General features: G+C 64.3%; 18 protein-coding genes. 7 read left to right on the top strand and 11 right to left on the bottom strand.

Annotation, left to right across the window (positions count from 1 at the left end; all coding sequences use genetic code 11):
* Positions 1-195 precede the first annotated feature (195 nt).
* A complete protein-coding gene (locus tag ACVOK8_RS03665; RefSeq protein ID WP_481565622.1) occupies positions 196-3006 on the bottom strand; it encodes a TonB-dependent receptor in 2811 nt (936 codons plus the stop codon).
* Between the two features lie 273 nt (positions 3007-3279).
* Between ACVOK8_RS03665 and ACVOK8_RS03660 the strand changes: the two genes are divergently transcribed.
* Both ACVOK8_RS03660 and eda read left to right on the top strand, forming a co-directional pair.
* Positions 3280-4302 (top strand): sugar kinase, encoded by a 1023-nt coding sequence (locus ACVOK8_RS03660; RefSeq protein WP_481565621.1) that lies wholly within the window; start codon positions 3280-3282, stop codon positions 4300-4302.
* Entirely contained in the window at positions 4289-4927 is a 639-nt protein-coding gene (eda, locus tag ACVOK8_RS03655; protein ID WP_481565620.1) for a bifunctional 4-hydroxy-2-oxoglutarate aldolase/2-dehydro-3-deoxy-phosphogluconate aldolase, read from the top strand. The genes ACVOK8_RS03660 and eda overlap by 14 nt, the downstream gene beginning before the upstream one ends.
* Positions 4928-5154: 227 nt before the next feature.
* Here eda and ACVOK8_RS03650 read toward each other — a convergent pair whose 3' ends face one another.
* A complete protein-coding gene (locus ACVOK8_RS03650; RefSeq protein ID WP_481565619.1) occupies positions 5155-7014 on the bottom strand; it encodes a sigma-54-dependent Fis family transcriptional regulator in 1860 nt (619 codons plus the stop codon).
* Positions 7015-7257: 243 nt separating this feature from the next.
* Between ACVOK8_RS03650 and adh the strand changes: the two genes are divergently transcribed.
* Positions 7258-8787, top strand: a complete 1530-nt coding sequence (gene adh / locus ACVOK8_RS03645; protein ID WP_481565618.1) for an aldehyde dehydrogenase — start codon at positions 7258-7260, stop codon at positions 8785-8787.
* 109 nt (positions 8788-8896) lie between these two features.
* A complete protein-coding gene (gene adhP, locus ACVOK8_RS03640; RefSeq protein ID WP_481565617.1) occupies positions 8897-9925 on the top strand; it encodes an alcohol dehydrogenase AdhP in 1029 nt (342 codons plus the stop codon).
* Between the two features lie 240 nt (positions 9926-10165).
* On the opposite strand, the gene ACVOK8_RS03635 is transcribed toward adhP, so the two are convergent.
* Positions 10166-10489, bottom strand: coding sequence for a hypothetical protein (locus tag ACVOK8_RS03635; RefSeq protein WP_481565628.1), 324 nt, complete (start codon positions 10487-10489; stop codon positions 10166-10168).
* 144 nt (positions 10490-10633) lie between these two features.
* Entirely contained in the window at positions 10634-12754 is a 2121-nt protein-coding gene (locus ACVOK8_RS03630; RefSeq protein ID WP_481565616.1) for a TonB-dependent receptor family protein, read from the bottom strand.
* Positions 12755-12929: 175 nt separating this feature from the next.
* Here ACVOK8_RS03630 and ACVOK8_RS03625 point away from each other — a divergent pair, with 175 nt between their 5' ends.
* On the top strand, positions 12930-14132 hold the full coding sequence (locus ACVOK8_RS03625; RefSeq protein ID WP_481565615.1) for an amino acid aminotransferase: 1203 nt from the start codon (positions 12930-12932) through the stop codon (positions 14130-14132).
* A gap of 295 nt (positions 14133-14427) precedes the next feature.
* Here ACVOK8_RS03625 and ACVOK8_RS03620 read toward each other — a convergent pair whose 3' ends face one another.
* Positions 14428-15663, bottom strand: a complete 1236-nt coding sequence (locus tag ACVOK8_RS03620) for an MgtC/SapB family protein (RefSeq protein ID WP_481565614.1) — start codon at positions 15661-15663, stop codon at positions 14428-14430.
* A 287-nt stretch (positions 15664-15950) separates the two neighbouring features.
* Between ACVOK8_RS03620 and ACVOK8_RS03615 the strand changes: the two genes are divergently transcribed.
* Positions 15951-16967 carry a class 1 fructose-bisphosphatase gene (locus tag ACVOK8_RS03615; protein WP_481565613.1) on the top strand — a complete coding sequence of 339 codons (1017 nt, stop codon included), beginning with the start codon at positions 15951-15953 and terminating at the stop codon, positions 16965-16967.
* 161 nt (positions 16968-17128) lie between these two features.
* Positions 17129-17833, top strand: coding sequence for a 2OG-Fe(II) oxygenase (locus ACVOK8_RS03610; RefSeq protein WP_481565612.1), 705 nt, complete (start codon positions 17129-17131; stop codon positions 17831-17833).
* A gap of 97 nt (positions 17834-17930) precedes the next feature.
* Here the strand turns inward: ACVOK8_RS03610 and ACVOK8_RS03605 are convergent, their stop codons facing one another.
* From ACVOK8_RS03605 to ACVOK8_RS03580, 6 genes are all read right to left on the bottom strand, one after another.
* Positions 17931-18326, bottom strand: coding sequence for a hypothetical protein (locus ACVOK8_RS03605; RefSeq protein WP_481565611.1), 396 nt, complete (start codon positions 18324-18326; stop codon positions 17931-17933).
* Between the two features lie 237 nt (positions 18327-18563).
* A complete protein-coding gene (locus ACVOK8_RS03600; RefSeq protein WP_481565610.1) occupies positions 18564-19655 on the bottom strand; it encodes a PA0069 family radical SAM protein in 1092 nt (363 codons plus the stop codon).
* Between the two features lie 64 nt (positions 19656-19719).
* Positions 19720-20718, bottom strand: a complete 999-nt coding sequence (locus tag ACVOK8_RS03595) for an HlyD family secretion protein (protein WP_481565609.1) — start codon at positions 20716-20718, stop codon at positions 19720-19722.
* 14 nt (positions 20719-20732) lie between these two features.
* Positions 20733-20942 carry a DUF1656 domain-containing protein gene (locus tag ACVOK8_RS03590; RefSeq protein WP_481565608.1) on the bottom strand — a complete coding sequence of 70 codons (210 nt, stop codon included), beginning with the start codon at positions 20940-20942 and terminating at the stop codon, positions 20733-20735.
* Positions 20932-23112 (bottom strand): FUSC family protein, encoded by a 2181-nt coding sequence (locus ACVOK8_RS03585; RefSeq protein ID WP_481565607.1) that lies wholly within the window; start codon positions 23110-23112, stop codon positions 20932-20934. Before ACVOK8_RS03585 ends, ACVOK8_RS03590 begins: the two co-directional genes overlap by 11 nt.
* Positions 23109-23624 carry a MarR family winged helix-turn-helix transcriptional regulator gene (locus tag ACVOK8_RS03580; RefSeq protein ID WP_481565606.1) on the bottom strand — a complete coding sequence of 172 codons (516 nt, stop codon included), beginning with the start codon at positions 23622-23624 and terminating at the stop codon, positions 23109-23111. The genes ACVOK8_RS03585 and ACVOK8_RS03580 overlap by 4 nt, the downstream gene beginning before the upstream one ends.
* Positions 23625-23786: the final 162 nt, after the last annotated feature.

Genomic DNA, 23786 nt, shown 5'->3' with positions numbered 1-23786 from the left:
CCCCGGGCGGGGAATCAAGCGGACTGGGAAGGGTGTGGGGTTGTCCCTGGCGAGTACTTCAGAGGTGCTGTCGGGCCGTTGCGGCCGCGCGTGGACAGCCGTCAGGCCATGGCATGACCATGGCCTGCGGAGGATGAAAGGGCAGGGCCGGAGCTGCGGAGAGAGTGCGCTCCGGTCCCTGCCAAACGGCGGCTATCAGAACTTGTAACGCAGACCCAGGGTGAACTGGCGACCGGTCTCGCTGTATTCCAGCGGCAGCGATACCGACGGGTTGGACACCCACGACTCCTGTGCTTCGTTGGTCAGGTTGGCGCCTTCCAGGCTGATTTCCAGCTGGTCGCTGATGCGGTAGTGGATCGACGCATCGAGGAAGGTGGTGCCGCTCTGGCCGTGCACGCCGAGGCCTGCGCTGTCGAAGCCCTTCTCGGTGCCCGGCACCTGGATCAGGTAATCATCGCGGTTGGTCGCCGACACGCGGCCCGACCAGTTGGTCCCTTCGTAGAACAGGGTGGCGTTCCAGGAATTGCGCGACAGGCCCGTCAGATCAGTCTTCTGTGCAAGCGCGCCGCTGCTGGTGATGTACTGCACCTTCGATTCAACATAGGTGTAGTTGAACTGCGCACCAAGGTTGGACCACTTGCCCGGCAGGAAGGTGAAGGGCTGGGTGTAGTTGAACTCGACACCGGTCAGATCACCACCCGGAGTATTGACCGGAAGCGAGAACACGAAGGTGTCATCCGGGCTGGCGTCGGTACCTGCCAGCAAGCTGGCCGGCAGGCCACTTTCCGAATAGATGCGACTCTCACGGGTGTTCTGGATGAAGCTGTCGATATCCTTGTAGAACAGGCCGACACCGAGCATGGCACCTTCGTTGAAGTACCACTCGAAGCCCAGATCCATGGTCTTGGCACGGATCGGCTCCAGGTCCGGGTTACCCGCGCTTACCGTCTTGGCACTACCACTGACGCTGACCGTGACGCCCGGAGTCAGGCTGCCCAGACCCGGACGCGACATGACCTTTGCCGCACCGAAGCGGATCAGGAAGTCCGGTGTGATTTCCGCAACCAGATTCAGCGACGGCAGGAAATCGTTGTATTCACGCGTTGCCGTGGCAACGACCGGCGTTCCGCTGCCGGTAGCAATACCGTGCGAGGTCTGCTTGGTCTTGACGTAGCGGGCACCGATGTTGCCGGACACAGGAATCGAGCCCAGCTCGGTGGAGAAACGACCCATCAACCAGCCACTACGGTCCTGCTCCTCCACACCGCGGATGCTGGGTGCGTAGTCGGCGACGGCGAAGGTGCCTTGATTGCTGAAGATGCCGAACTGGTCAGCGATCGCGCCGAAGTTCGGAACTACCCACTTGCCGGGCGAGCCCGACATGCCACCGAGGCTGGCGAGCTCCGTCATGTCAGCAGGTACCAGTTTGTTGCCGGTGCTGAAATTGGGGACGTTCGATTCGGTCTCCTTGCGGCGACGTTCCATCGAATCGAAGCTGTAGTTCTTGGCCTGGATGCCACCGTCCAAGGTGAAGGACGGGCCCATCACCCAGGAGAATTCGAGCTGGCCATTGTGGAACTCGTTGGTCACGTAGTTCTGGCGCAGGCGAATGGTGGACAGCGTCCAACCGTTGGGATCGGTAGGGCTTACGCCGTAATTGAATACCGGCTTGTTGGCATTGCCGCGATAGTCGTAGCTGTAGCCGTCCACATCCAGCTTGTCCATCATGATGGTCGCCTGGATCGGGTTCTCATGCTTGGACTTGGACGTACCGATCTTGCCGGTGATGGTGAAGTTGTCGGTCAGTCGGTGCTCACCATCGAGGCTGAGCTGGTAGAAATCGGTGGTCCATTCGTCGTGGCGGTTTTCCGCGCGGATGTCCACGTTGTCCATCTTTGCGTACACCAACGCGCCGTTCTCGATCACGCCATCGGTGACCACGGCCTGCGCCTTGCCAGCCGCACCGGTCTTGCTCAGACCATTGGCTTCGATGTACTTCTCGTCGCGCTTGGCGTCGATCTTGGAGTACAGCATGTCCAGGTTGAAACTGGTGCGGTCGCTGGGCTTGAACTGCAGCGCACCGGTAACACCCAGGCGCTTCTGGTCATGCTCGATCAGCGTGTAGCGCGGGAAGCGCGGCGTGTACACCTTGTCGCTGCAGACACCGGGGAAGGGCGCGGTGCCGGTGGAGCAACCAGCGAAGCCGACACCATTCGGGTTGGCGGTGTTGGTGGGCGTGTTCGCCAGCGCATTGGCCCAGCGCACGGTGCCACTGCCTTCTTCAACGGTTTCACGTTCGGAGTAGGCCACCGAGAACAGCGCGCCGAACTTGCCATCAGCCCAGCTGTTGGCGATCAAACCGGCAAAGCGCGGCATCGCCGACTGCGAGGCATCGTTGTAGGACGCCTGCACGTTGCTGACGATGGTCAGCCCGTCATAGTCGAACGGACGGCCGGTGCGCAGGTCGACGGTGGCGCCCAGCGAGCCTTCATCCACATCCGCCGAGGCGGTCTTGCGCGCGATCAACTGGGTGAAAAGGTCCGCCGCGAATACGTTGAAATCGAAGCCACGGCCGCGGTTGGTACCGCCTTGGCCGTCGGTGCTGCCGACGGTGCTCAGTGCTTCCAGGCCGTTGATGCGCACGCGGGTGAAGTCCGGGCCCAGGCCACGCACCGAGATGTTGCGGCCTTCGCCGCCATCACGGGTGATCACCACGCCGGGAATGCGCTGCAACGACTCGGCCAGGTTGCTGTCGGGGAACTTGCCGATGTCCTCGGCGACGATGGCATCCACCACGCCGGCTTCGCCGCGCTTGATGTCCAGCGCCTTCTCCACGCTGGCGCGGTAGCCGGTGACGGTCACTGCATCCAGCTCGGTGGCGGCGGTACCCGCGGTTGCCGGCGCAGCCGCATCCTGGGCCATGGCAACGCCTGCCTGCAGGGCCAAACTGATCCCCAAGGCGAGCAAGGTAACCGGTGTCTTTTTCTGCGAATTACGTGGATTCATGTGCTTCCCCTCTCCAAGGTTTGCATTCGATACAGTGGCTCCGGCTTGTGTCCAGCGCCGGATGACACCGCTGGTCAAAACGGAAAGTAACAGCTGTGTGAGGAGGGAGCATCTTGCACTGCAGCAGGACGGAAACAGGGCAAAAACCTTTGTCTGATGGACATTGGCGGACGGTTATGGGGGCAGACAAGGGGACAGCCGCGGGCGAATGACACCGATAGTCAATCAACCATGCCATGATGCGCGCCGATCGACGAGGAGACAGGAATGGCGATGATTTCCCCCCGTGTTGTGTGTTTTGGTGAGCTGCTGCTGCGCCTGGGCGCGCCCGGCAATCAACTGCTGCTGCAGTCGCCCACGCTGGACGTGCATGCCGGCGGTGCCGAGGCCAATGTCGGCGTGTCGCTGGCGCACTTCGGCCACGACGTGGCGATGATCAGCGTTGTTGCCGACAACCCGCTGGGTGCGGCAGTGGCCGGTGAACTGCGCCGCCACGGCGTGGACACCTCGCGCGTGCGCCGCAGCGACGGCCGCATGGGCCTGTACTTCCTGACCACCGGCGCCGGCCACCGGCCCAGCGAAGTGGTCTATGACCGTGCCGACTCGGCCTTCGCCAGCGCCCGTGCCGACAGCTATGACTGGCCGGCACTGCTGCAGGGCGCGCAGTGGCTGCACCTGTCCGGGGTCAGCCCGGCCCTCGGCCTGGAAGCCGCGCAGGCCACCCTGGCCGCCGCACGCGCCGCCAACGAGCGCGGCATCAAGGTCTCCTTCGACGGCAACTTCCGGCCCAAGCTGTGGGAACGCTGGGGCGGCGATGCCAAGGCGATCCTGCGTGACCTGTTCGACTGCGCACATATCGTGTTTGCCGACTACCGCGACATCGGCGTGGTGTTGGGCGGCGGGTTCAACCAGACCGAACCACAGGCGCGCGTGGACGCTGCTGCAGCAATGGCGTTCGCAGCCTTCCCGCGCCTGCAATACATGGCCTGCACGCAGCGCACCGCGCATAGCGTCGGCCACCACTCGCTGGGTGCGATGCTGCTCGGCCGTGATGGCACCCGTGCATTGGCACCGGCCGAAGAGCTGACCGATATCGTCGACCGCATCGGCGGTGGTGACGCGTTCGCGGCTGGCGTGCTGCATGGCCTGATCGAAGGCATGGATGCGGAAACCACGATCCGCTTCGGACTGGCCGCTGGCTGCCTGAAGCATTCCATTCCCGGTGATTTCAACCCAGTCGGCGTTGCCGACGTCATGGCCCTGATGGGCGAAGGAAAGTTCGATGTCCGGCGCTGATCCGCGCGTACGCGCAGTGCTCAAACTGGCCCCGGTGATTCCGGTGTTCACTCCTGACAATGTCGACGATGCGGTGCAGGTCGCGCAGGCCCTGTTCAACGGCGGACTGCCGGTGATCGAAGTCACTCTGCGCACCGCAAACGCGATGGATGCGATCAAGGCCATGGTCGAGGCCGTGCCGGACGCAGTCGTCGGCGCCGGTACCGTGCTGACCCCGGCGCAGATGGAGAAGCTGAAATCGGTTGGCGGTCGCTTTGCGGTTTCCCCGGGCGCTACCGACACGCTGTATGCGGCGGCGCGCGATACCGATCTGCCGTTCCTGCCGGGTGTTGCGACCTCGTCAGAGTTGATGCGTGGTCTCGAGCACGGGCTGGATACGTTCAAGTTCTTCCCGGCAGTGCAGGCTGGTGGCGTGGGCATGTTGTCGGCGTGGAATGGTCCGTTCGGTGATGTTCGGTTCTGTCCGACCGGTGGCATCAGCGCGCAGACCGCCTCGCAGTTCCTGCATCTGCCGAATGTGCTGTGCGTGGGTGGTTCGTGGTTGACCACGCGTGAGCTGTTGCAGGCGCGCGATTGGACCGGGATTGAGAAGCTGGCGCGGGCTGCGGCTGTTTTGCCGGGTTGATGCTGGGTTTTGGGTTGGCTCCAGATCAAAGTCAACGTCAAAAGCTCACCCCTCCCCAACCCTCCCCTTGCCTTCGGCAAAGGGAGGGAGCAGACGCAGGGTGTTGCAAGTCGCCGGAAATACCCCCTCCTTTTCGCGCAGCGAAGGGGAGGGCCGGGGAGGGGTGCTGTTGCTGTTGCTGTTGCTGTTGCTGTTGCTGTTGCTGTTGCTGTTGCTGTTGCTCGGCTTCAGAGCTTCAACCGCCGATACAAGGTACTGCGGTTAACCCCCAGCCTTTTTGCCGCCAGACTCACATTCCCATCGCAGGCCGCCAAGGTCTGCCGCATCACATCCAAAGCCAGTTCCTGCAGGCTGCCATCCACCACCGGCGCAGCAGCAACACGTCGCGCCGCCTGATGCAGATACTCCGGCAGCAGTTCCCGATCAATCACCGCACCCGGCTCGGTCAGCGCCACCAGGGTGCGCAGGCAGGCCGCAAGTTGGCGCAGATTGCCAGGCCAGTCATACGCAACCAGCAAACGCTCTGCCTCAATACTCAATACACGTCCCTGCGCCAAGGGTTGCCACATCGCCTGCAGCAGCTGCGCGCGATCCTGCGCCTCACGCAACGGCAATAAGCCCATCACGTGATCGGCAATGCGGTAATACAGATCGGAACGAAAACGCCCTTCGTCCATCGCCTGCTGCAGATCGCAGTGGGTGGCGCAGATCAGCATGAAATCCAGCTTGACCGGTTTGCCGCCGCCCAACGGTGACAACTCGCGGTCCTGCAACACGCGCAGCAAACGCGGCTGCAAGGCCAACGGCATATCGCCGATTTCGTCGAGGAACAGCACACCGCCCTGCGCCTGCCGCAGCAGGCCCTCACTGCCTTGCCGGCGCGCACCGGTGAAGGCGCCTTCTTCGTAACCGAACAGTTCGGCTTCGATCAGGCCTTCCGGCAAGGCCGCACAGTTCACCGCGACAAACGGCTTGCTGCTGCGGCTACCCTGCGCATGCAGCGCGCGTGCCGCAACTTCCTTGCCGGTGCCGGTTTCTCCCTGCAGCAGTACCGGCAGGCCGGCCTCCAATACGCGACCGGCACGCAGCAGCTGTTCGCGCTGGCTGGTATCGAATACCACGGCGGGTGCGGCGACGGTCGTTGGCAATGGTCGCGCCAGCGGTTGTGCTGCGCCGGTGGTCCGCGTGCGCGCTGCGGGTGCTGGTGCATCCAGTTGGCCATGCAGCACGCGACCGCTGCGATCCTGCAACATGCCTTCATCGCGCATCCGCGACAACGGCATCTCGAACAGGGCCTCATACGACGCGCGGCCGATATCGCCGCGCTCCAGACCGAACAGATGCAGGCCGACGCCATTGGCGGCCACCAGACGGCCGTTGCGGAAGCCGAGCACGGCTTCGCCTGCGGTGCCCAGCAAGGTGCGGTCGTGGTGCAGGCGCAATAGTTCGCAGTCGCCCAGGCCGTTCTCGAAGAATCGGTGCTCGATGCGGTTGGCGGCCAGCCGTGCCAGGCCCATCGCGTGCATCTGCTGCACGCTGGCAGGGCCGCTGATGTCGAGCACACCGGCCAGTTGCCCATGCGGATCGTGGATCGGCATGGCCGAGCAGCTGAGGATGCCGTGCGGTGCGTAGAAGTGTTCGCCGCCGCGCACTTCCACAGCGCGGCCCTCGACGATCGCGGTGCCGATGGCATTGGTGCCGACCGCCGATTCACTCCAGCAAACGCCCGGCATCAAGGCCACGCGGCCTGCCTTGTCGAGGAAGCCGGCGCTGCCTTCGGCATTGAGGATCCAGCCGCTTTCGTCGGTCAGCAGCACGATGCTGCCGGTGCTGGCGGTGTGTGCGGCCAGCCCATCCAGCTCAGCGCGCGCCAGCCGCCACAAGCGCTCATGGCGTTCGCGCAGTTCACGCAGGTTTTGGCCGGGCAGGGGCTCCAAGGCAGGTTCAGCATCCACCAGCAGGCCGCTGCGCTGGCAGCGCCGCCATGACTGCAGGATGGTGTCGGGCACGGTGCCCACGGGCGTGGTGCCGCGCTCGAAGAACGAGCGGCGGGCGTTGCCCACGCGATGTTGCAGTGCCAGTGCCATGAGCGCTCCTGTGTCGCATTTTGCGACAGCTGTTCAAACCACTGTTCCGATTAACACCACAGCCGGGCGGGCGCTGCAATCACCTGCCGTTTCGCAGCGCAGCAAATCTGCCCGCGAGTCTTCGCAATCAATGGCGTTTCATCGTGCCGCAACGCAACAGGCGGAACTTGGCATCGCTCTTGCGCGTGTTGTAGCCACCGCCACACACGCGGCCCACACACCGCTGAACCGGAGATTCCACAGATGAACGCAGTCCTGTCCGCCAAACCGCATGCCACCGATCCGCAATCCCTGTTCAAAGCCCGCTATGGCAACTACATCGGCGGCCAATGGGTAGCGCCGCGCAGTGGCCAGTATTTCGACAACACCACGCCGGTCACCGGCAAGGTGTTCACCCAGGTGGCGCGCTCAAACGCCGAAGACGTAGAGCTGGCGCTGGACGCCGCGCACGCCGCCAAGGACGCTTGGGGCAAGCGTTCCACCACCGAGCGCGCCAACATCCTCAACCGCATCGCTGATCGCATCGAGGAAAACCTTGAGCTGATTGCCCACGCCGAAACCTGGGACAACGGCAAGCCCATCCGCGAGACCCTCAACGCCGACGTGCCGTTGATGGCCGACCACTTCCGCTACTTCGCCGGTGCGCTGCGCGCGCAGGAAGGCAGCCTGTCGCAGATCGACAACGACACCGTGGCCTATCACTTCCACGAGCCGCTGGGCGTGGTCGGGCAGATCATCCCGTGGAACTTCCCGCTGCTGATGGCGGCATGGAAGCTGGCACCGGCACTGGCCGCCGGCAACTGCGTGGTGCTGAAGCCGGCCGAGCAAACCCCGGCCTCGATCCTGGTGTTGATGGAAGTGATTGGCGACCTGCTGCCGCCTGGCGTACTCAACATCGTCAACGGCTTCGGCCTGGAAGCAGGCAAGCCGCTGGCCAGCAGCCCGCGCATTGCCAAGATCGCCTTCACCGGCGAGACCAGCACCGGCCGGCTGATCATGCAGTACGCCAGCCAGAACCTGATCCCGGTGACGCTGGAGCTGGGTGGCAAGTCACCGAACATCTTCTTCGCCGACGTGATGGCCGAGGACGATGATTTCCTCGACAAGGCGGTGGAAGGCTTCGTGATGTTCGCCTTCAACCAGGGCGAAGTCTGCACCTGTCCGTCGCGGGTGCTGATCCAGGAATCGATCTACGAGAAGTTCATGGAGCGTGCGGTGGCACGGGTAGCGGCAATCAAGCAGGGCAATCCGCTGGACCCCAACACCATGGTCGGTGCGCAGGCCTCGCAGGAGCAGCTGCAGAAGATCCTGTCCTACATCGAAATCGGCAAGGCAGAGGGCGCCGAAGTGCTGATCGGTGGCGAGCAGAACCAGCTCGGCGGTGATCTGGCCGATGGTTTCTATGTGAAGCCCACGGTGTTCAAGGGCCACAACAAGATGCGTGTGTTCCAGGAAGAAATCTTCGGACCGGTGGTGTCGGTGACCACCTTCAAGACCGAAGAGGAAGCGCTGGAGATCGCCAACGACACTTTGTACGGCCTCGGTGCCGGCCTGTGGAGCCGCGATGCTTCACGCCTGTACCGCATGGGCCGTGCGATACAGGCCGGGCGGGTGTGGACCAACTGCTACCACGCCTATCCGGCACACGCGGCGTTCGGTGGCTACAAGCAGTCGGGCATCGGCCGCGAGAACCACAAGATGATGCTCGACCATTACCAGCAGACCAAGAATCTGCTGGTCAGCTATTCGCCGAAGAAGCTGGGCTTCTTCTGAACCAAGCCCGGATCCGCCCGGCCGGGACTGGCCGGGCCTGATCTGGATCAAGGCAGTGGCCTTCGCCTGGCGCGAAGGTATGGATATTCCCCGCAAAGGAGATTGATCGATGAACAAGACGATGAAGGCGGCCGTGGTCCGCGAATTCGGCAAGCCGCTGGTGATTGAAGAAGTAACCGTGCCGCGTCCAGCCACAGGCGACATCCTGGTCAAGATCGAGGCCTGTGGCGTCTGCCACACCGACCTGCATGCCGCCGAAGGCGACTGGCCGGTGAAGCCCAACCCTCCGTTCATTCCCGGCCATGAAGGCGTCGGCCATGTGGTTGCGGTAGGCGCAGGCGTCACCCACATCAAGGAAGGCGACCGCGTCGGCATTCCGTGGCTGTACTCGGCTTGCGGTTACTGCGAGCACTGTCTGGGCGGCTGGGAAACCCTGTGCGAAGCGCAGCAGAACAGCGGCTATTCGGTGAACGGCGGTTTCGCCGAATACGCCTTGGCCAATGCCAACTACGTCGGCCTGCTACCCAAGGAAGTGGGCTTCGTCGAGATCGCGCCGATCCTGTGCGCAGGTGTCACCGTCTACAAAGGCTTGAAGGTCACCGACACCAAGCCCGGCGACTGGGTGGCGATCTCAGGTATCGGCGGCCTCGGTCACATGGCGGTGCAGTACGCCAAGGCGATGGGCTTGAACGTAGCCGCGGTGGACATCGACGACAACAAGCTGGCCCTGGCCAAGCGCTTGGGCGCCAGCATCACCGTCAATGCCCGCAACACTGATCCGGCCGCCTTCCTGAAGAAGGAAATAGGCGGCGCGCATGGCGCGCTGGTGACGGCGGTATCGCCCAAGGCCTTCGAACAGGCGTTGGGCATGGTGCGCCGTGGTGGCACGGTGTCCTTGAACGGCCTGCCGCCGGGTGACTTCCCGCTGGATATCTTCGGCATGGTGCTCAACGGCATCACCGTGCGTGGCTCGATCGTCGGCACCCGCCTGGACCTGCAGGAATCACTGCAGTTCGCTGCCGAAGGCAAGGTTGCAGCGACGGTGAGCACCGACAAGCTGGAGAACATCAACGACGTGTTCAAGCGCATGCATGCAGGTGCGATTGAAGGCCGCGTGGTGTTGGACTTCAACGCCTGACCGCAACCGGCCAGCACATCCGCACCTCCCCCGGGGTGTGCTGGTTGGATTGCTTTTGGCTTTTGGCTTTTGGCTTTTGATCTTCTCCTCTCCCCTTGCGGGAGAGGATGCCGAAGGCAGGAGAGGGGAGCGGCGAAGCCGCTAGACTCACGCACAGTCAGGTTGCATACCAATCGGTAGCGAGGCTTTGCCAGCTTCGCGGCTTACGCCGCTCCCACAAAAGCCTCCCCGCCTTCTTGCCTAGCGTGCGTGCACCGCAGCCACCGGCATGCGGTCCAGCGCCAACCATGCGTCTTCAACAAGATCCCGAACCTGCTCCCAGCGCAGCCGCGAGCCGCCGCGTGCCTGCTCCCAATGCTCGGCCAGTTCCACGTCGGTATCGCCACTGCCACGCGGCCAATCTGCCGCATGCGTGGCAAGTGCAAATGCATAGGCCGGTTGCAGATCCAGCCACCCGCGCGCGCCACGCCGCCTCCGCGCATAGTCGTCAAGACTGTACTGCACGAAATCCTGCGCCACTTCGTCGGCGGTATGCTGGCTGCGCCTTAGCCGGCCACGCCGCATCACCTTGGGGTCGGCACCAAACAAGGTTGGTGCAACGGGGTGTTCAATGCGATCGGGGCGGTACATGGCACAACCCTCCCTGTTGGGCGCTAACAGTTACGCCCGGTGCCGTTAGCTAGGAGTGAGCGGGGCGTTTCAACGCTGCTAGCGCGCCCATTGCCACTGCAAGCCCACGGTGAAACCGCGGTCCGGGCCCGGTTCGTAATAGCGCTGGTTGCCGTCGTTGACGATCACCGAGCCGATATAACGCTGGTCCAGCAAGTTATCCACACGGGCGAAGGCGCGCAGCGGCCCGCGTGATGTGCGCCATTGCCGCGCCATCTCCATGTTCAGCAGCCCATAACCGGCTGCGTTGGCGCTGCCCAGATCGTTCACGCCGATAGCGCTGGCGGCCACCACTTCGGCCGCCCACTGCCACGACCCCGGCTGCCATTGCCAGCGCGCGAACAATTGCTGGCGCGGCACGCCCGGCAGACGCGTCCCTGCAGCCACCACGTTGCTGGGCTTGTTGCACGGCGAGGGCAGGCCGGTGCAGGTCAGGTAGGCCTGACGCACGCTGGCCTGCAACCAGGTATAGGCCAGCTGCAGTTGCTGGTCGGCGGCAATAGGCTGCTGCCAGCTCAGTTCCGCCCCCTGGCGCCGGGTCGCGCCGATGTTGCGGTAGCTGCTGCGGCCGCCGCTGTTGGTCGCCACCGCCAGCTCGTCCTCGCTGTCGGCACGGAACAGCGCCAGCTCAAGCCGTGCACCGCTCTGCGCCCGCCATTTGCTGCCGATCTCGTAGTTGCGGGTGCTGCCGGCCGCCAGGTCCAGCGCCAGGCCGGCGCCGCCATCAGCACGATAGCCCAGCTCATTGAAGGTCGGCGTTTCAAAACCGCGGCCAGCCGAGGCGTACAGGCGCAGCTCGTCGCTGGCGCGGAACACCACGCCGGCCACTGGCGTGGTCGCCGAGTAATCACGGCGGCCGCTGTCATCGGGGTTGCTGGCGGTGATATAGCGGTCGCGCGAACGGAACTGCACCTCACTGTGCCGCGCACCCAGCAATGCCGACCAGCGCGGGCTGAACTGCCACCATGCCTGCGCGAACTGATCGATGTTCTGCACCCGGTCCTGTTGATCGCGGCGCAGCCGGCCCTTGATGCCCAGCGTGCTGCCAATGAAGTTCTCGTAGCCGGTCCGGTGCTGCTGCTGGCGGTCTGCATTTGCGCCGACCACCAACTCCAACGGCTTGCCGGCCAGCTGCCCATGCCAGGCCCAGCGCGCGTCCACGCCGCCGTAGTCGCTGTCCAGATCAATCCCCCCGCCGGAGTGCAGGGGACTGTTCTGCGGCCCCGGCGGGATCGCCAGGAACTGCTCCACCGCACGCTGCCCCGCATAGCCCATCAGCCGCCAGGTCTGTTGATCACGCTCGACGCTGTAGACCGCGCCCAGCTGGGTCTGCCGCACCGACTTGCGGGTGTTGTACTGGCTGGCGACGGCGGTGGCCTGACGTGGGTTCTCGCGCACCTGCTCCCGGCTCAGCCCCAACGGGTCCTGCGCATGCGGTGCATCGAAACCGTTGAACAGCAATTCCAGCCGCTGGCCGGCCGCCAGATCAAAGCCCAGCCGCGCATTCACCGATTCGCGGCGGGCCGCGCTGTGTTCGCGCCAGCCATCGGTACGGAAATGGTTGGCCGCCACGTTGTAGTGCATTGCCCCGGCCAGGCCCTTGAGCTGCACGCCGGTGCTGGAAGTGTTGTTGCTGCCATGGCTGCTGCGCAGCCGCCACGGATCGCCGTCCTGCCCGTCCGCGCTCCACAGCTGCAGCACGCCGCCGGAGGAATTGCCGTACAGCGCCGAGAACGGCCCGCGCAGCACCTCCACCCGGTCGCCGCCGAATACGTTGAAGTGGGAGAGCTGGCCCTGGCCATCGGGCATGGTCGCCGGCACCCCGTCGACCAGCAGCCGCACCCCGCGCACGCCGAAGGTGGAGCGCGCGCCAAAGCCGCGCAGCGACAGCTGGGTGTCCTGTGCGTAATTCTGTCGATCGCGTGCCAGCAGCCCGGGTACCGCGCCCAACACTTCGGATACCTGTGCGCCACGGCCATTGCCGTCCGTGTCCAGCGCCAGCGTGGTGCTGGAGGCGGGCAGGTCGAAGTCGTCCACTGCGTGGACCTTGGCTGCCTGTACCTGCACCCGATCCAGCGAAGTGGCGGGTAGCTCCTCGGCCACGGCTGGCACTGCCAGCAACAGCCCGGAGAACGCAAAAAACCGATTACAAATCCGCATCCGGCCATCATCCCTGATCCGCAGCGGCCGCGTCATCGCCCTGCGCGCTGAAGTTCCAGCTGAAACCCTACGGCCAGCGGGCTCCAGCCCTGTTACGATGATGCGGTTCTGAGCGCGCCGTTGCTGCATCCCGCGCCGAATACCCCCACTCCCCGCCACTGATACGAGTATCGCCGTGTCCTTCTTTGCAAACGTCGAACAGGTTCCTGGTGACCCGATTCTGGGTCTGACCGAGGCTTACAACGCTGACAGCCGTACCACCAAGGTCAATCTTGGCGTGGGCATCTACTACGACGAGAGCGGCCGCATTCCGCTGCTGCGCGCCGTCAAGCAGATCGAGCAGACGCTGGCCGCCGAGGCCAAACCGCGCGGTTACCTGCCCATCGACGGCCTGCCGGCCTACACCCAGGCCACCCAGAAGCTGGTGTTCGGTGAAGGTTCGGATCTGCTGGCCGCTGGCCGCGTCGCGACCTCGCAGACCGTTGGCGGCAGCGGTGCGCTGCGCGTCGGCGCCGACCTGCTGAAGCGCCTGCTGCCACACGCCACCATCGCCATCAGCAACCCGAGCTGGGAAAACCACCGCGCCGTGTTCGGCGCCGCCGGTTTCGACGTGGTCGATTACACCTATTACGACAACGCCGCGCACGGCCTGGACTTCGCCGGCATGCTGGCCGACCTGCAGAAGCTGCAGCCGGGCACCGTGGTGCTGCTGCACGCCTGCTGCCACAACCCGACCGGCGCCGACCTGAGCACCGAGCAGTGGAAGCAGGTTGCGGCGCTGATGAAGGACCGCCAGCTGTTCCCCTTCATCGACATGGCCTACCAGGGCTTCGACAAGGGCATCGCGCAGGACGGCCAGGCCGTGCGCATCGTCGCCGACGCCGGTATCGACAGCTTCATCGTCGCCAACTCGTACTCCAAGTCGTTCTCGCTGTACGGCGAGCGCGTCGGCGCGTTGTCGGTGGTGGGCCCGGACGCGGCCTCGACCAAGGCCGTGCAGTCGCAGGTCAAGCGCATCATCCGCACCATCTACTCCAGTCCGTCCACCCACGGCGCCGCGCTTGTCGCTGGCGTGCTGAACAGTGGCGAGCTGCGTGGCGTGTGGGAAGCCGAGCTGACTGAAATGCGCGAGCGCATCCACGCCCTGCGTGCCGGCATGGTGCAGAAGCTGGCCGCCCTGGGCGCGCCGGAATTCGGCTTCATCCAGCAGCAGGCCGGCATGTTCTCGTACTCGGGGCTGAGCAAGGCACAGGTGGACAAGCTGCGTGACGACTACGGCATCTACGCCGTCGGCACCGGCCGCATCTGCGTTGCCGCGTTGAGCCAGAACAACCTGGACTACGTCGCAAAGGCAGTCTACGAAGTCAGCCGCGGCTGATGCATCGTTGCTGATGATGTAATGAAAAGCCCGGAGAAACCCGGGCTTTTTTGTGGTTTGAAGCTTGTGGATAAGGCTGTGGAGCAAAAGCTATAAAGCTTTAAAGCACTCCTCCCCCAACCCTCCCCTTGCCTGCGGCAAAGGGAGGGGGCAATGGCTGCAGCCCACGCCATTTCGCGAACTGCAGCTTAGCCCTCCCTTGCGCAAAGCGCGGGGGAGGGTTGGGGAGGGGGCTGTTGCTCCAGCTCCTGCTTTTCCAAAGCCTTATCCACAACCCCCTGTGGATATCCCGCAGCTACCCCGGCACCACCCAGGTAACCACCACCGCAGTCGCCACCATCGCCCCAAGCCCAATCGCCACACCGGCGCCATAGCGCCCACCACCACTGGCGAACGCGAACACCGACTTGGCCAATGACGCCGAGGCCAGCAGCGCCACCACACCCCAGCGCGCCTGCGCCAACTCCAGGCCACCGGAGGCCGTAAGCCCGGCGATACTCGCCGCCGCCGCATGCAACTCACCCAAGGCGGCAATCGTCGCCCCGGCCAAGGCACCGGCCTGCCCGAACAACTGCCGCAGCCCTTCGGACAACAGCAGCACCAGCGCAATCACCAATGCGATCAGCAGGGCATGCTTCAGCTGGAAGGCCTTGCTGGCCGGCCCCTGCGGCACCGCTTCATCGGCAACATGGCGCAGCCCCAACGCCGAGCACAGCAACAAAACCAGGCACGCCGCCGCCAGCGGCCATGCCGTAGCCTTCAACAACGTCGCCGAACTTGTGCCGATAACGGCGGCAAACAGCAGCAACGAGGCAAGATTCGCCAATAACGCCGCCGCTACCGAAGGCATCACCAAGGCCGGTGCGGCGCGACTGCTGCGGCCAAACCCGGCCACTGCCGCGGTCGAGGAGGCGAAGCCAGAAAAGAACCCGGCTACCGGCAAGCCCCAGCGCGCGCCCACCGCCCGCAGCGCGATGTGGCCGAGCATGCCCACGCCCATCACCAGCACCACGATCTGCCATAGCTTGGACGGCACCAGCACGCCCCAGCGATCGACTGCGCTATCCGGCAGCATCGGCAGCACCACCAGCGCACAGGCGGCCAGCAGCAAGGCGTCACGCACCTCCTGGTCGCTGATCACTTCCCGGCTCAGGCGTGCCAATGGCGCCTTGGCCCACAGCAGGATCGCCACCACCACGCCCAGCGCCGCCGACAGCGCCTGTTGCTGCATGCCCAAGCCGCCCAGCAGCACAGTTATCAACAGGGCGATCTCGCCGGTCAGGCCGGGATCTTCACGCGAGGTGACGCGGTAGCTGGTCCACGCCAACGCCGCCACTGCCAGCAGCGCCACCACGAATACCGCCTGGCCCAGCATCAAGGCCGCCGCACCCAGCAAGGCCGACAGCGCATGCGTCCGAACGCCGGCCTGCAGGCTTTTGCGACCGCCGTGCTGACGCTCACGCACCGCGCCGATCAGCAAGCCGATGCCCAACGCAGTCAGCAAGCCGTGTGTGGCCTGGTTCCAATCCATCGTGTTCTCCAGCAAGGCCCTGAATGGTACGAGGCCTGTGGATAAAGCCAATACCCACGGACTTATCCACATCTCATTCCATCATGGAATTATCCCCAACCGCTTGTGGATAACCTGCCTTCGCCCGCCATGACGGGGCTTTTACCCGCCACGGCAACTGCACAACGCATCGACTGGCAGGCGCTGTCCAGATTTGTCCACAGGAAGACAAAGTCTGGCCACGGCTCGCTAAAAGTGGAGCCAGCCGCGACAATAGCGCCCCTTTCGTCTGAAGGTAGTTGCCGTCCATGTCCCGTACGTCGCTGACCCGTTTCCTGATCGAAGAACAGCACGCCAAGCGCATCAACGCCGACCTGCGCCAGCTGGTGGCCGTGGTCGCCCGCGCCTGCACCAGCATCTCGATCGCCGTCAGCAAGGGCGCCCTGGGCGGCGTGCTGGGCGATGCCGGCACCGGCAACGTGCAGGGCGAGGCGCAGAAGAAGCTCGACGTGATCTCCAACGAGATCCTGCTCGAAGCCAATGCCTGGGGTGGCCACCTGGCCGCCTGCGCCTCCGAGGAAATGGACCACAGCCAGCCGGTACCGTCGGAATACCCGCTGGGCGACTTCCTGCTGCTGTTCGATCCCCTCGATGGCAGCTCCAACATCGATGTGAACGTCTCGGTCGGCACCATCTTCTCGGTGCTGCGCTCGCCCAAGGGTGTGGATAAGCCGGGCGACGAGCACTTCCTGCAGCCGGGCACCCAGCAGGTCGCCGCCGGTTACTGCATCTACGGGCCCAGCACCATGTTGGTCCTGACCGTGGGCCATGGCACCCACGCCTTCACCCTGGACCGCGAAACCGGCGAGTTCGTGCTGACCCAGCGCGGCATGCAGGTACCAGCGGACACCAAGGAGTTCGCCATCAACATGTCCAACCAGCGCCACTGGGAAGCGCCGATGCAGGGCTATGTGGCCGATCTGCTGGCCGGCAAGGACGGCGTGCGCGGCAAGGACTTCAACATGCGCTGGATCGCCTCGATGGTGGCCGACGTGCACCGCATCCTGACCCGTGGCGGCATCTTCATCTACCCGTGGGACAAGAAGGACCCGACCAAGGCCGGCAAGCTGCGCCTGATGTACGAAGCCAACCCCATGTCGCTGCTGGTCGAACAAGCCGGCGGCGCCGCCACCGATGGCCGTGAGCGCATCCTCGACATCGCCCCGACCCAGCTGCACCAGCGCGTGCCGGTGTTCCTCGGCTCGAAGAACGAAGTAGCCGAAGCCACCCGCTACCACCGCGAGCACGACCTGCAGGAGGGCTGAGCCGCGCTTCACCGTAGTGCCGAGCCATGCTCGGCAGAGGCACTACCGGTACAGCCCCGCAGCTGGGCATTGCTTGGAAAGCCCCTGCCGAGCATGGCTCGGCACTACACAAGCGGGGCGCTTCAGGCCACCATCGGCGGACACTCACTGCGAGGCTGCTGATGACTGCTGTTGATTTCATCGAGGTCTACGACAACGCCCTGTCCGCAGCCGACTGCGCGGTCATCGTCGAACGCCTGCGCCACAGCACCCAGCTCAAACCCGGCCAGGTCGGCAGCGGCGTGTTCCCCGAACTCAAACGCAGCCACGACCTGCGCATCAGCGGCAACGAGGGCTGGCGCGATGTCGAGCAGCGCCTGCAGCAGGCGGTGTTCAACGGCATGCTGCATTACCTGCGGCGTTATCCACAGGTGCTGATTTCACCGTTGATGCTGCAGGTACCTGATGCAGAGGGGCAGGCGCGACGACTCAGCGCAGATGATTTCCAGGGTATGGACGATGCCGCGCTATCCGAACTCGCGCGCACCTGCCTGCGTCCTGGCGCGATCAACCTGCAGTGGTACACAGCAGGCGAGGGCGGCTATCCCTACTGGCACTGCGAGCTGTTCCCGCGCGATCCCGGCGGCGAAACCCTGCACCGGCATCTGCTGTGGACGCTGTACCTCAACGACGGCTTTGAAGAGGGCGAAACCGAATTCCTGTTCCAGAAGCGCAAGGTGGTGCCGCGTACTGGCAGCTTGTTGATTGCACCTACGGCATTCACCCATACCCATCGTGGCAATCGGCCGCAGGGAGGGGACAAGTTCATTGCGACGAGTTGGATCTTGTTCCAGTCGGCGCAGCGCTTGTATGGCGAGGAAGGCTAGTTGCAGGTGTTCCTGCGGAAAGCTCGTTCTTGGGTAGAGCGGAGCCCTGCTCCGCTGGGGCTTTACCGGTAAGACCTCTGCCGAGCATGGCTCGGCACTACAGCGAGCAAACGTCGTCGTAGCAGAGATCGTCCGGATCAACGCCAACATGATCTGGCGAAGGCAGCTCTGGCAAGCGTACTGCCGCGATTTCGCTCTTCCCCAACAGCACCGCCTTGGCCACGCGATGCATGCCATCCATCACCCGGCCCTGTGGGCAGAGGATGATCGGGTATTGCAGTTCCGCAGCTTCCACCAGCTGCATATGCTCGATTACCTGCCTGCATGTCGGGGGCGGCGAATCGGCGTCCCACCAATAGGCTTCGTCCATCTCGGCGACCGCTGATAGTGCGATGCAGGAAACCGGAAGGTCACCGCTCAGTGCGATCAAACGATGCACGTCCCAGGCCAACAAACCTGCCTCGCTTTGACGGAAGTGGTATTGCCTGCGCATGGTTTCTTCGCCAACGAAATTCAGGCGACAGCGTAACGCACAACTTGTAGGGCGGAGCAGTGTTCCGCTGGGGCGTTGCCAGAAGAATTCCTTGTGGGAGCGACGTCAGCCGTGAAGCTGACAATCGATCCGCGATGTGGATACCTGCAATTTCATTGCTGCCGGCTTCGCGGCTTACGCCGCTCCCACAATCGACACCGCGCGCTGCCGAGCATGACTCGGCACTACAGGTGGGGCCTAGAACAACTCGCCCTGCAGCGATGGCTTCTTCGGCGGCAGCGGTGCAATGAACTTGCTGCAGTCCAACCACGGCCATTGCTGGCGCGATGCGTTGAAACCCAGGCGCTTGCTGGCCAGCTTGAAGCGATTTGCCAAAAGGTCCGCATACACGCCATCGCCGCGCATGCGCTTGCCGAACTGGCTGTCGTAATCCTTGCCGCCGCGCAGTTGGTTGATGGTGCTCATCACATGCTCCGCGCGCTGTGGATAATGCGCATCCAGCCAATCGCGGAACAGCGGTGCTACTTCGTAGGGCAGGCGCAGCAACACGTAACCGGCGCTGCTGGCGCCGGCATCGCGTGAGGCTTCCAGCACCGATTCCAGTTCGGCGTCATTGATCCACGGAATAACCGGAGCAACCATCACGCCGACCGGAATACCTGCATCACTCAACCTGCGCATCGCCCGTAGCCGTGCATGCGGTGCCGAGGCGCGCGGCTCGAGCTTGGCCGACAGATGCGGATCCAGTGAGGTCACCGAGAAATGCACGCTGACCAGTTGCTGCTCTGCCAACGGCGCGAGCAGATCCATGTCGCGCTCGACCAGCGCGTTCTTGGTGATCAGCGAGAACGGATGCCGGGTTTCCTGCATCACCTCGATCAGCTGGCGGGTGATGCCAAGCTTGCGCTCGATTGGCTGATACGCATCGGTGTTGATACCCAGGGCAATCGGCTGCGGCACATAGCCGGGCTTGGACAACTCACGCCGCAACACTTCGGCAGCATTGGTCTTGGCGAAGATCTTGGTTTCGAAATCCAGCCCCGGCGACAGGTTCAGATAAGCATGCGTCGGTCGCGCGAAACAGTAGGAGCACCCGTGCTCACAACCGCGATACGGATTGACCGATTGGCTGAAGCCCACGTCCGGCGAATTGTTGCGACTGATGATGCTGCGCGCGGTTTCCGGTCGCACATCGGTGCGCAGCCTTGCGGCGGCGAATTCCTCGCTCTCATCGACCGCCCAACCGTCATCGACGGCTTCGCTGGTCTGGGTTTCGAAACGGCCGGGCAGGTAGGTACTGGCACCGCGGCCCTTGATCGGGGTAGGCATGCGCCTACCCTAGCGCCGGCTTGTCGCAGGATGTGCGACAAGCCGTATTCACCTGACGCCTGCTTCAGCCGGCCTTGGGCTTGATCACCAAGGTGGCGCTCATGCCGGCGCTCAGCACCGCATCGGCCGGTACCGACTGCGGATCGATGCTGACCCGCACCGGCACGCGCTGTGCCAGCCGCACCCAGTTGAAGGTGGGCTCGACCTCGGCCAGCAGGTTGCTGCTGGTCGGTCCGGCGGCATCGGCGATGCCGGTGGCAATGCCTTCGACCTTGCCCTGCAGGTGCAGGCCGCCGGCCATCAGGCGGATATCCACGGCATCACCGCGATGGATCTTCGGCAGCTTGGTTTCCTCGAAGTAGCCGTAGACCCACATGCCTTCGCTGGCGACCAGCGCCATCCGTGCCTGGCCGGCGGCGGCGTAGTCGCCCACACGTACGTCGAGGTTGGTGATGGTGCCGTCGGCGCTTGCGCGCACTTCGGTGCGTGCCAGCTCCAGCTGCGCCTGCTGCAGCGTCACCCGCGCCTGTTGCAGGGCGGCGCTGGCTTGCTGGCTGCCGGCGCTGGCGGCGTGCGCGCTGGCCTGTGCCTGCTTCCAGCTGGCCTGTGCTGCCTGCGCCACGGCGCGTGCGTCGGCCTGCGATTCGCGCGAGACGATACCGTCGAGCTGGGCGCGGCGTTGCGCCTGTTCCTGTCGCATCTGGAATTCGGCCTGGCTGGCGCTGGCGCCGGCACTGGCGGCTGAAATCGCTGCACCGGCGGCGCGCGCAGCGGCTTCGGCAGCCTGCAGATCGGCTTCAGCCTTGGCGACCGCCAGCGCATAGCGGTCGCAGTCGATGACGAACAGCAGCTCGCCTTTTTTTACCAGTTGGTTGTCGTGCACGGCCACTTCGGTGACCAGGCCGGACACATCCGGAGCAATGCGCACCACCTCGGCACGCAGCCGCGCATCACGCGTCCACGGGCTAAGCATGTATTGGTGCCAGACCACGTAGGCAAGCACTGCGGCCAGCAGTACCACCACCGTGGTGACACCGCCTCGTATCAGGCTGGCGGTTTTCATCGGTACATCCTCAATCAGGAAAAGTGCGGCAGGAACAACAACAAGGCCAGGCAGTAAACGCAGGCAAACAGGGCAACGCGCACCAGCGAGGGGTGCAGCGCGCGGCGGTACAGGCCAACCCGGCCCAGGCCGTAGTCAAGCAGGCCGAACACCGGTAGCAACAGCACCACCAGCACCAGCGAGCCGGGGAAATAGATATCGCCGATGGATACTTCAAACGGCATGGCGGGCCTCCTTCAGGCGCTGCTGGCGGCGGGAACGCTGCACATAGGCGGCCAGCACCGAGGCGCTGTCGTCCAGGCTCATCTGCAGCAGGTAGAGGTGATCGCGCACAACGCGCCGCGCCTGCGGTTGTGGACCGGTCAGCTCGCTCAGTGCGGCCTGCACGCTGGCCTTGGCATCGCGCAGCGTGCGTGCCTGCGGTTCGCGGTAGAGCTGGCCAAGCAGCGCCAGTGCCTTCTCAATCTGCGCATGCAAGGTTGCTGGCAGTTGTTGCTCAGCCAGATCGTGGCGCAGGTCGATCGCGCAATGCCCGGCTTCATGCACCAGCAAGGCCCACTCGAACAATTGCCGTGACGGCCGGCTGCCCGGCGCAGTGCGGCTGGCCACTTGCTGGAAAAGTTCGCGGCTGACGCTTTCGAACTTCGGCAGCAGGCCTTGCAGCGGTGCGGTCACAGCCAGCTGCACCTGCGCACGCAGGCGCTCCAGCAGGCGTCGCTGGCGTTGCTTGCTGCCGGGCAGGCCCGGCACCAGCATGAACACACCGGTGGCGATGAAGGCGCCAACTGCCAGCGTCAGCGAGTTGTCCAGATAGGTCTGGGCGCTGGGGTGGAAATGTGGGCCCATGTTCCACGAGACCAGGGTGCCGACGTTCAAGGCCATGCCGGTCACCGCAAAACGCGGCCGGGTGGAGATGTACAGCGAGGCGATCATCGACGGCAGGGTCAGCAACACCAGCATCGGGAAGTCCGATCCCAATGCCATCGCGATGAAGCCGGGTACCGCAAAGAACGGCGCTATGACATGGCCGATGGTGGCCCGACGCACTACCCACAACGGGTCTGGTGCAGCCGAAGACATCGCCACCAGCGCGGCCATGCCGAACACCGCCAAGCCGCCCTGGTTCCAGCTGCTGCTCAACCACAGCAGCGACAAGGCCAGCATCACCACGAAGCAGCGCACTGCAGCCAAGGCAATGGCATACCAGTCATTGGCACGGGTGAAGCGCACTTTGCTCAAGCGCGGCGCGCGTGCGCGCAGGCGTCCGTTGCCGGTTTCCATCCGCGCCTTGGCGCTGAGATAGGCCTGCAGCTCCTCGGCGAAACGGCGCACCAGTAGCGTGCTGGCGTCGAAGCCGGGTTGCAGGTCTATCGGCAATGCGCGCCTTTCGCGGGCAAACACACCGTCGAGTTGTCCACACCAGTGCTGCAGGGCCTTGGCCAGGGCAGGGACGTCATCGCGGAGCGCGCTGTCGTCGAGCAACTGCGACAGCGGCTTCAGACTTGCCCGTATTGCCGCGACCAAAGCCTCGTTCTTGCTGCGGCGCAGGCGGTCGATATGGTGATGCAGCGCCTGGAAACGTGAGGTGGCTGCCATGAAATGCTGGTTGATCAGCTTCAGCTGGCCGTTGTTGCTGCGCAGGATCGGGTCATCGAAGTAGGCCATGGCACGCAGGTCTTCGAAGTTGATCGCGCCTTGCACCACCCGGCTCTGGGTACGTTCGATCACTTCAAAGCCATGCAGGCGGCCGCCGATCGCATCGGCGACAAAGCCAAGGAAATCATTGAGGTTGCCGTCATCGGCCGCACGCAGTCCGGCGCGCAGGCGGTTGGGCCACAGCACGTCGAACACCACGCTGGTCACCGCCATGCCCAGCAGCACTTCACCGGTGCGCTCCAGCGCGCTGTTGAGGATGTTCTGCGGATGGTTGAGCACCGGGAACACGATCATCGCCACCGTGTAGCCGGACAGCACGAAACCGTACGAGGCCATGCCGCGGCTCCACACCGAGCCACCAGCACAGAAGCCGGCCCATAAGGCCATCACCGTCACCAGGGCAACCGGGCTTTGTGGGAACAGCGACACCATCAGCACCGCCATCGCACAGCCGACCACGGTACCGACGCCGCGATAGAAGGCCTTGGCCAGCACCATGCCGGTATTGCGGTTCATCACCACCAGCACGGTGATCATCGCCGTGCCGGGCGAGCTCATGCCCAGCCGCATCGCGATCCAGCCGGACAGGTACAAGGCCACCAGCACCTTGCCGATGTAGGCCCACACCGCGCGTTCGCCGCTCATGGCCTGGGCGAACATTTGTAGCCAGTTGTCGGGGGACTTGGTGTCAGGGGACTGCTGCGCGCCCGGCGCGTACTCAGCCGGTCGGGCGCTCATGGTTGTTGTTCCAAGCCCATCAGGATGCGGGTCAGCACGGTTTCGGTGTGACGCAGTTCGGCCGGCTCGACGCCGCTGAAGAAGCGCTGCAGCTGCTGGATCACCGCCGGCATCACCTGCTCGATCAGCTGCTCGCCGGCCGGGCTCAACCGCACAACCAGCTTGCGCCGGTCCTCGGCACTGGGTTCGCGGCTGACCAGGCCCTTGGCCAGCAGCTGGTCGATCAGGCGGGTGACGTTGGAGGATTTTTCGCTGGCGGCCTCGCTGATCTCCGACGGGCTCAGGCCCTGCTCGGAGCCGTCCAGCATCATCAGCACGTTGTACTCCGGGTGGGAGATCCCGTACTCGCGCATCAGCTGGTTGCCGTGGTCGCAGAACAGCTTATGCACCAGCTTGATCAGCCGCGCCAGCATGGCCTGGTCGCGCGGAAAACCGGGGTGGCGGGCGCTGCTGATCGCTAGCTTCTGGTCGATGCTGGCGTAGCCGCCGGCGGCGGGGATGGGTTTGTCCATCCCGGTATATTACACTTATGTATTAAATGATGCAATGCACAAACCGAACCTCGCCTTTGTAGGAGCGGCGTAAGCCGCGAAGCTGACAATCCCGCCGCGCAAAGCGGATACCCGTTTCCACGGTCGCCGAGCGCTTTCGGCGCCGAATCCAGCAGTGGCTTC

The sequence above is a fragment of the Stenotrophomonas sp. STEN083 genome (assembly GCF_056759195.1).
Note: the sequence above shows the minus strand (reverse complement) of the source record. Positions and strands in the feature narration are given on the sequence as shown.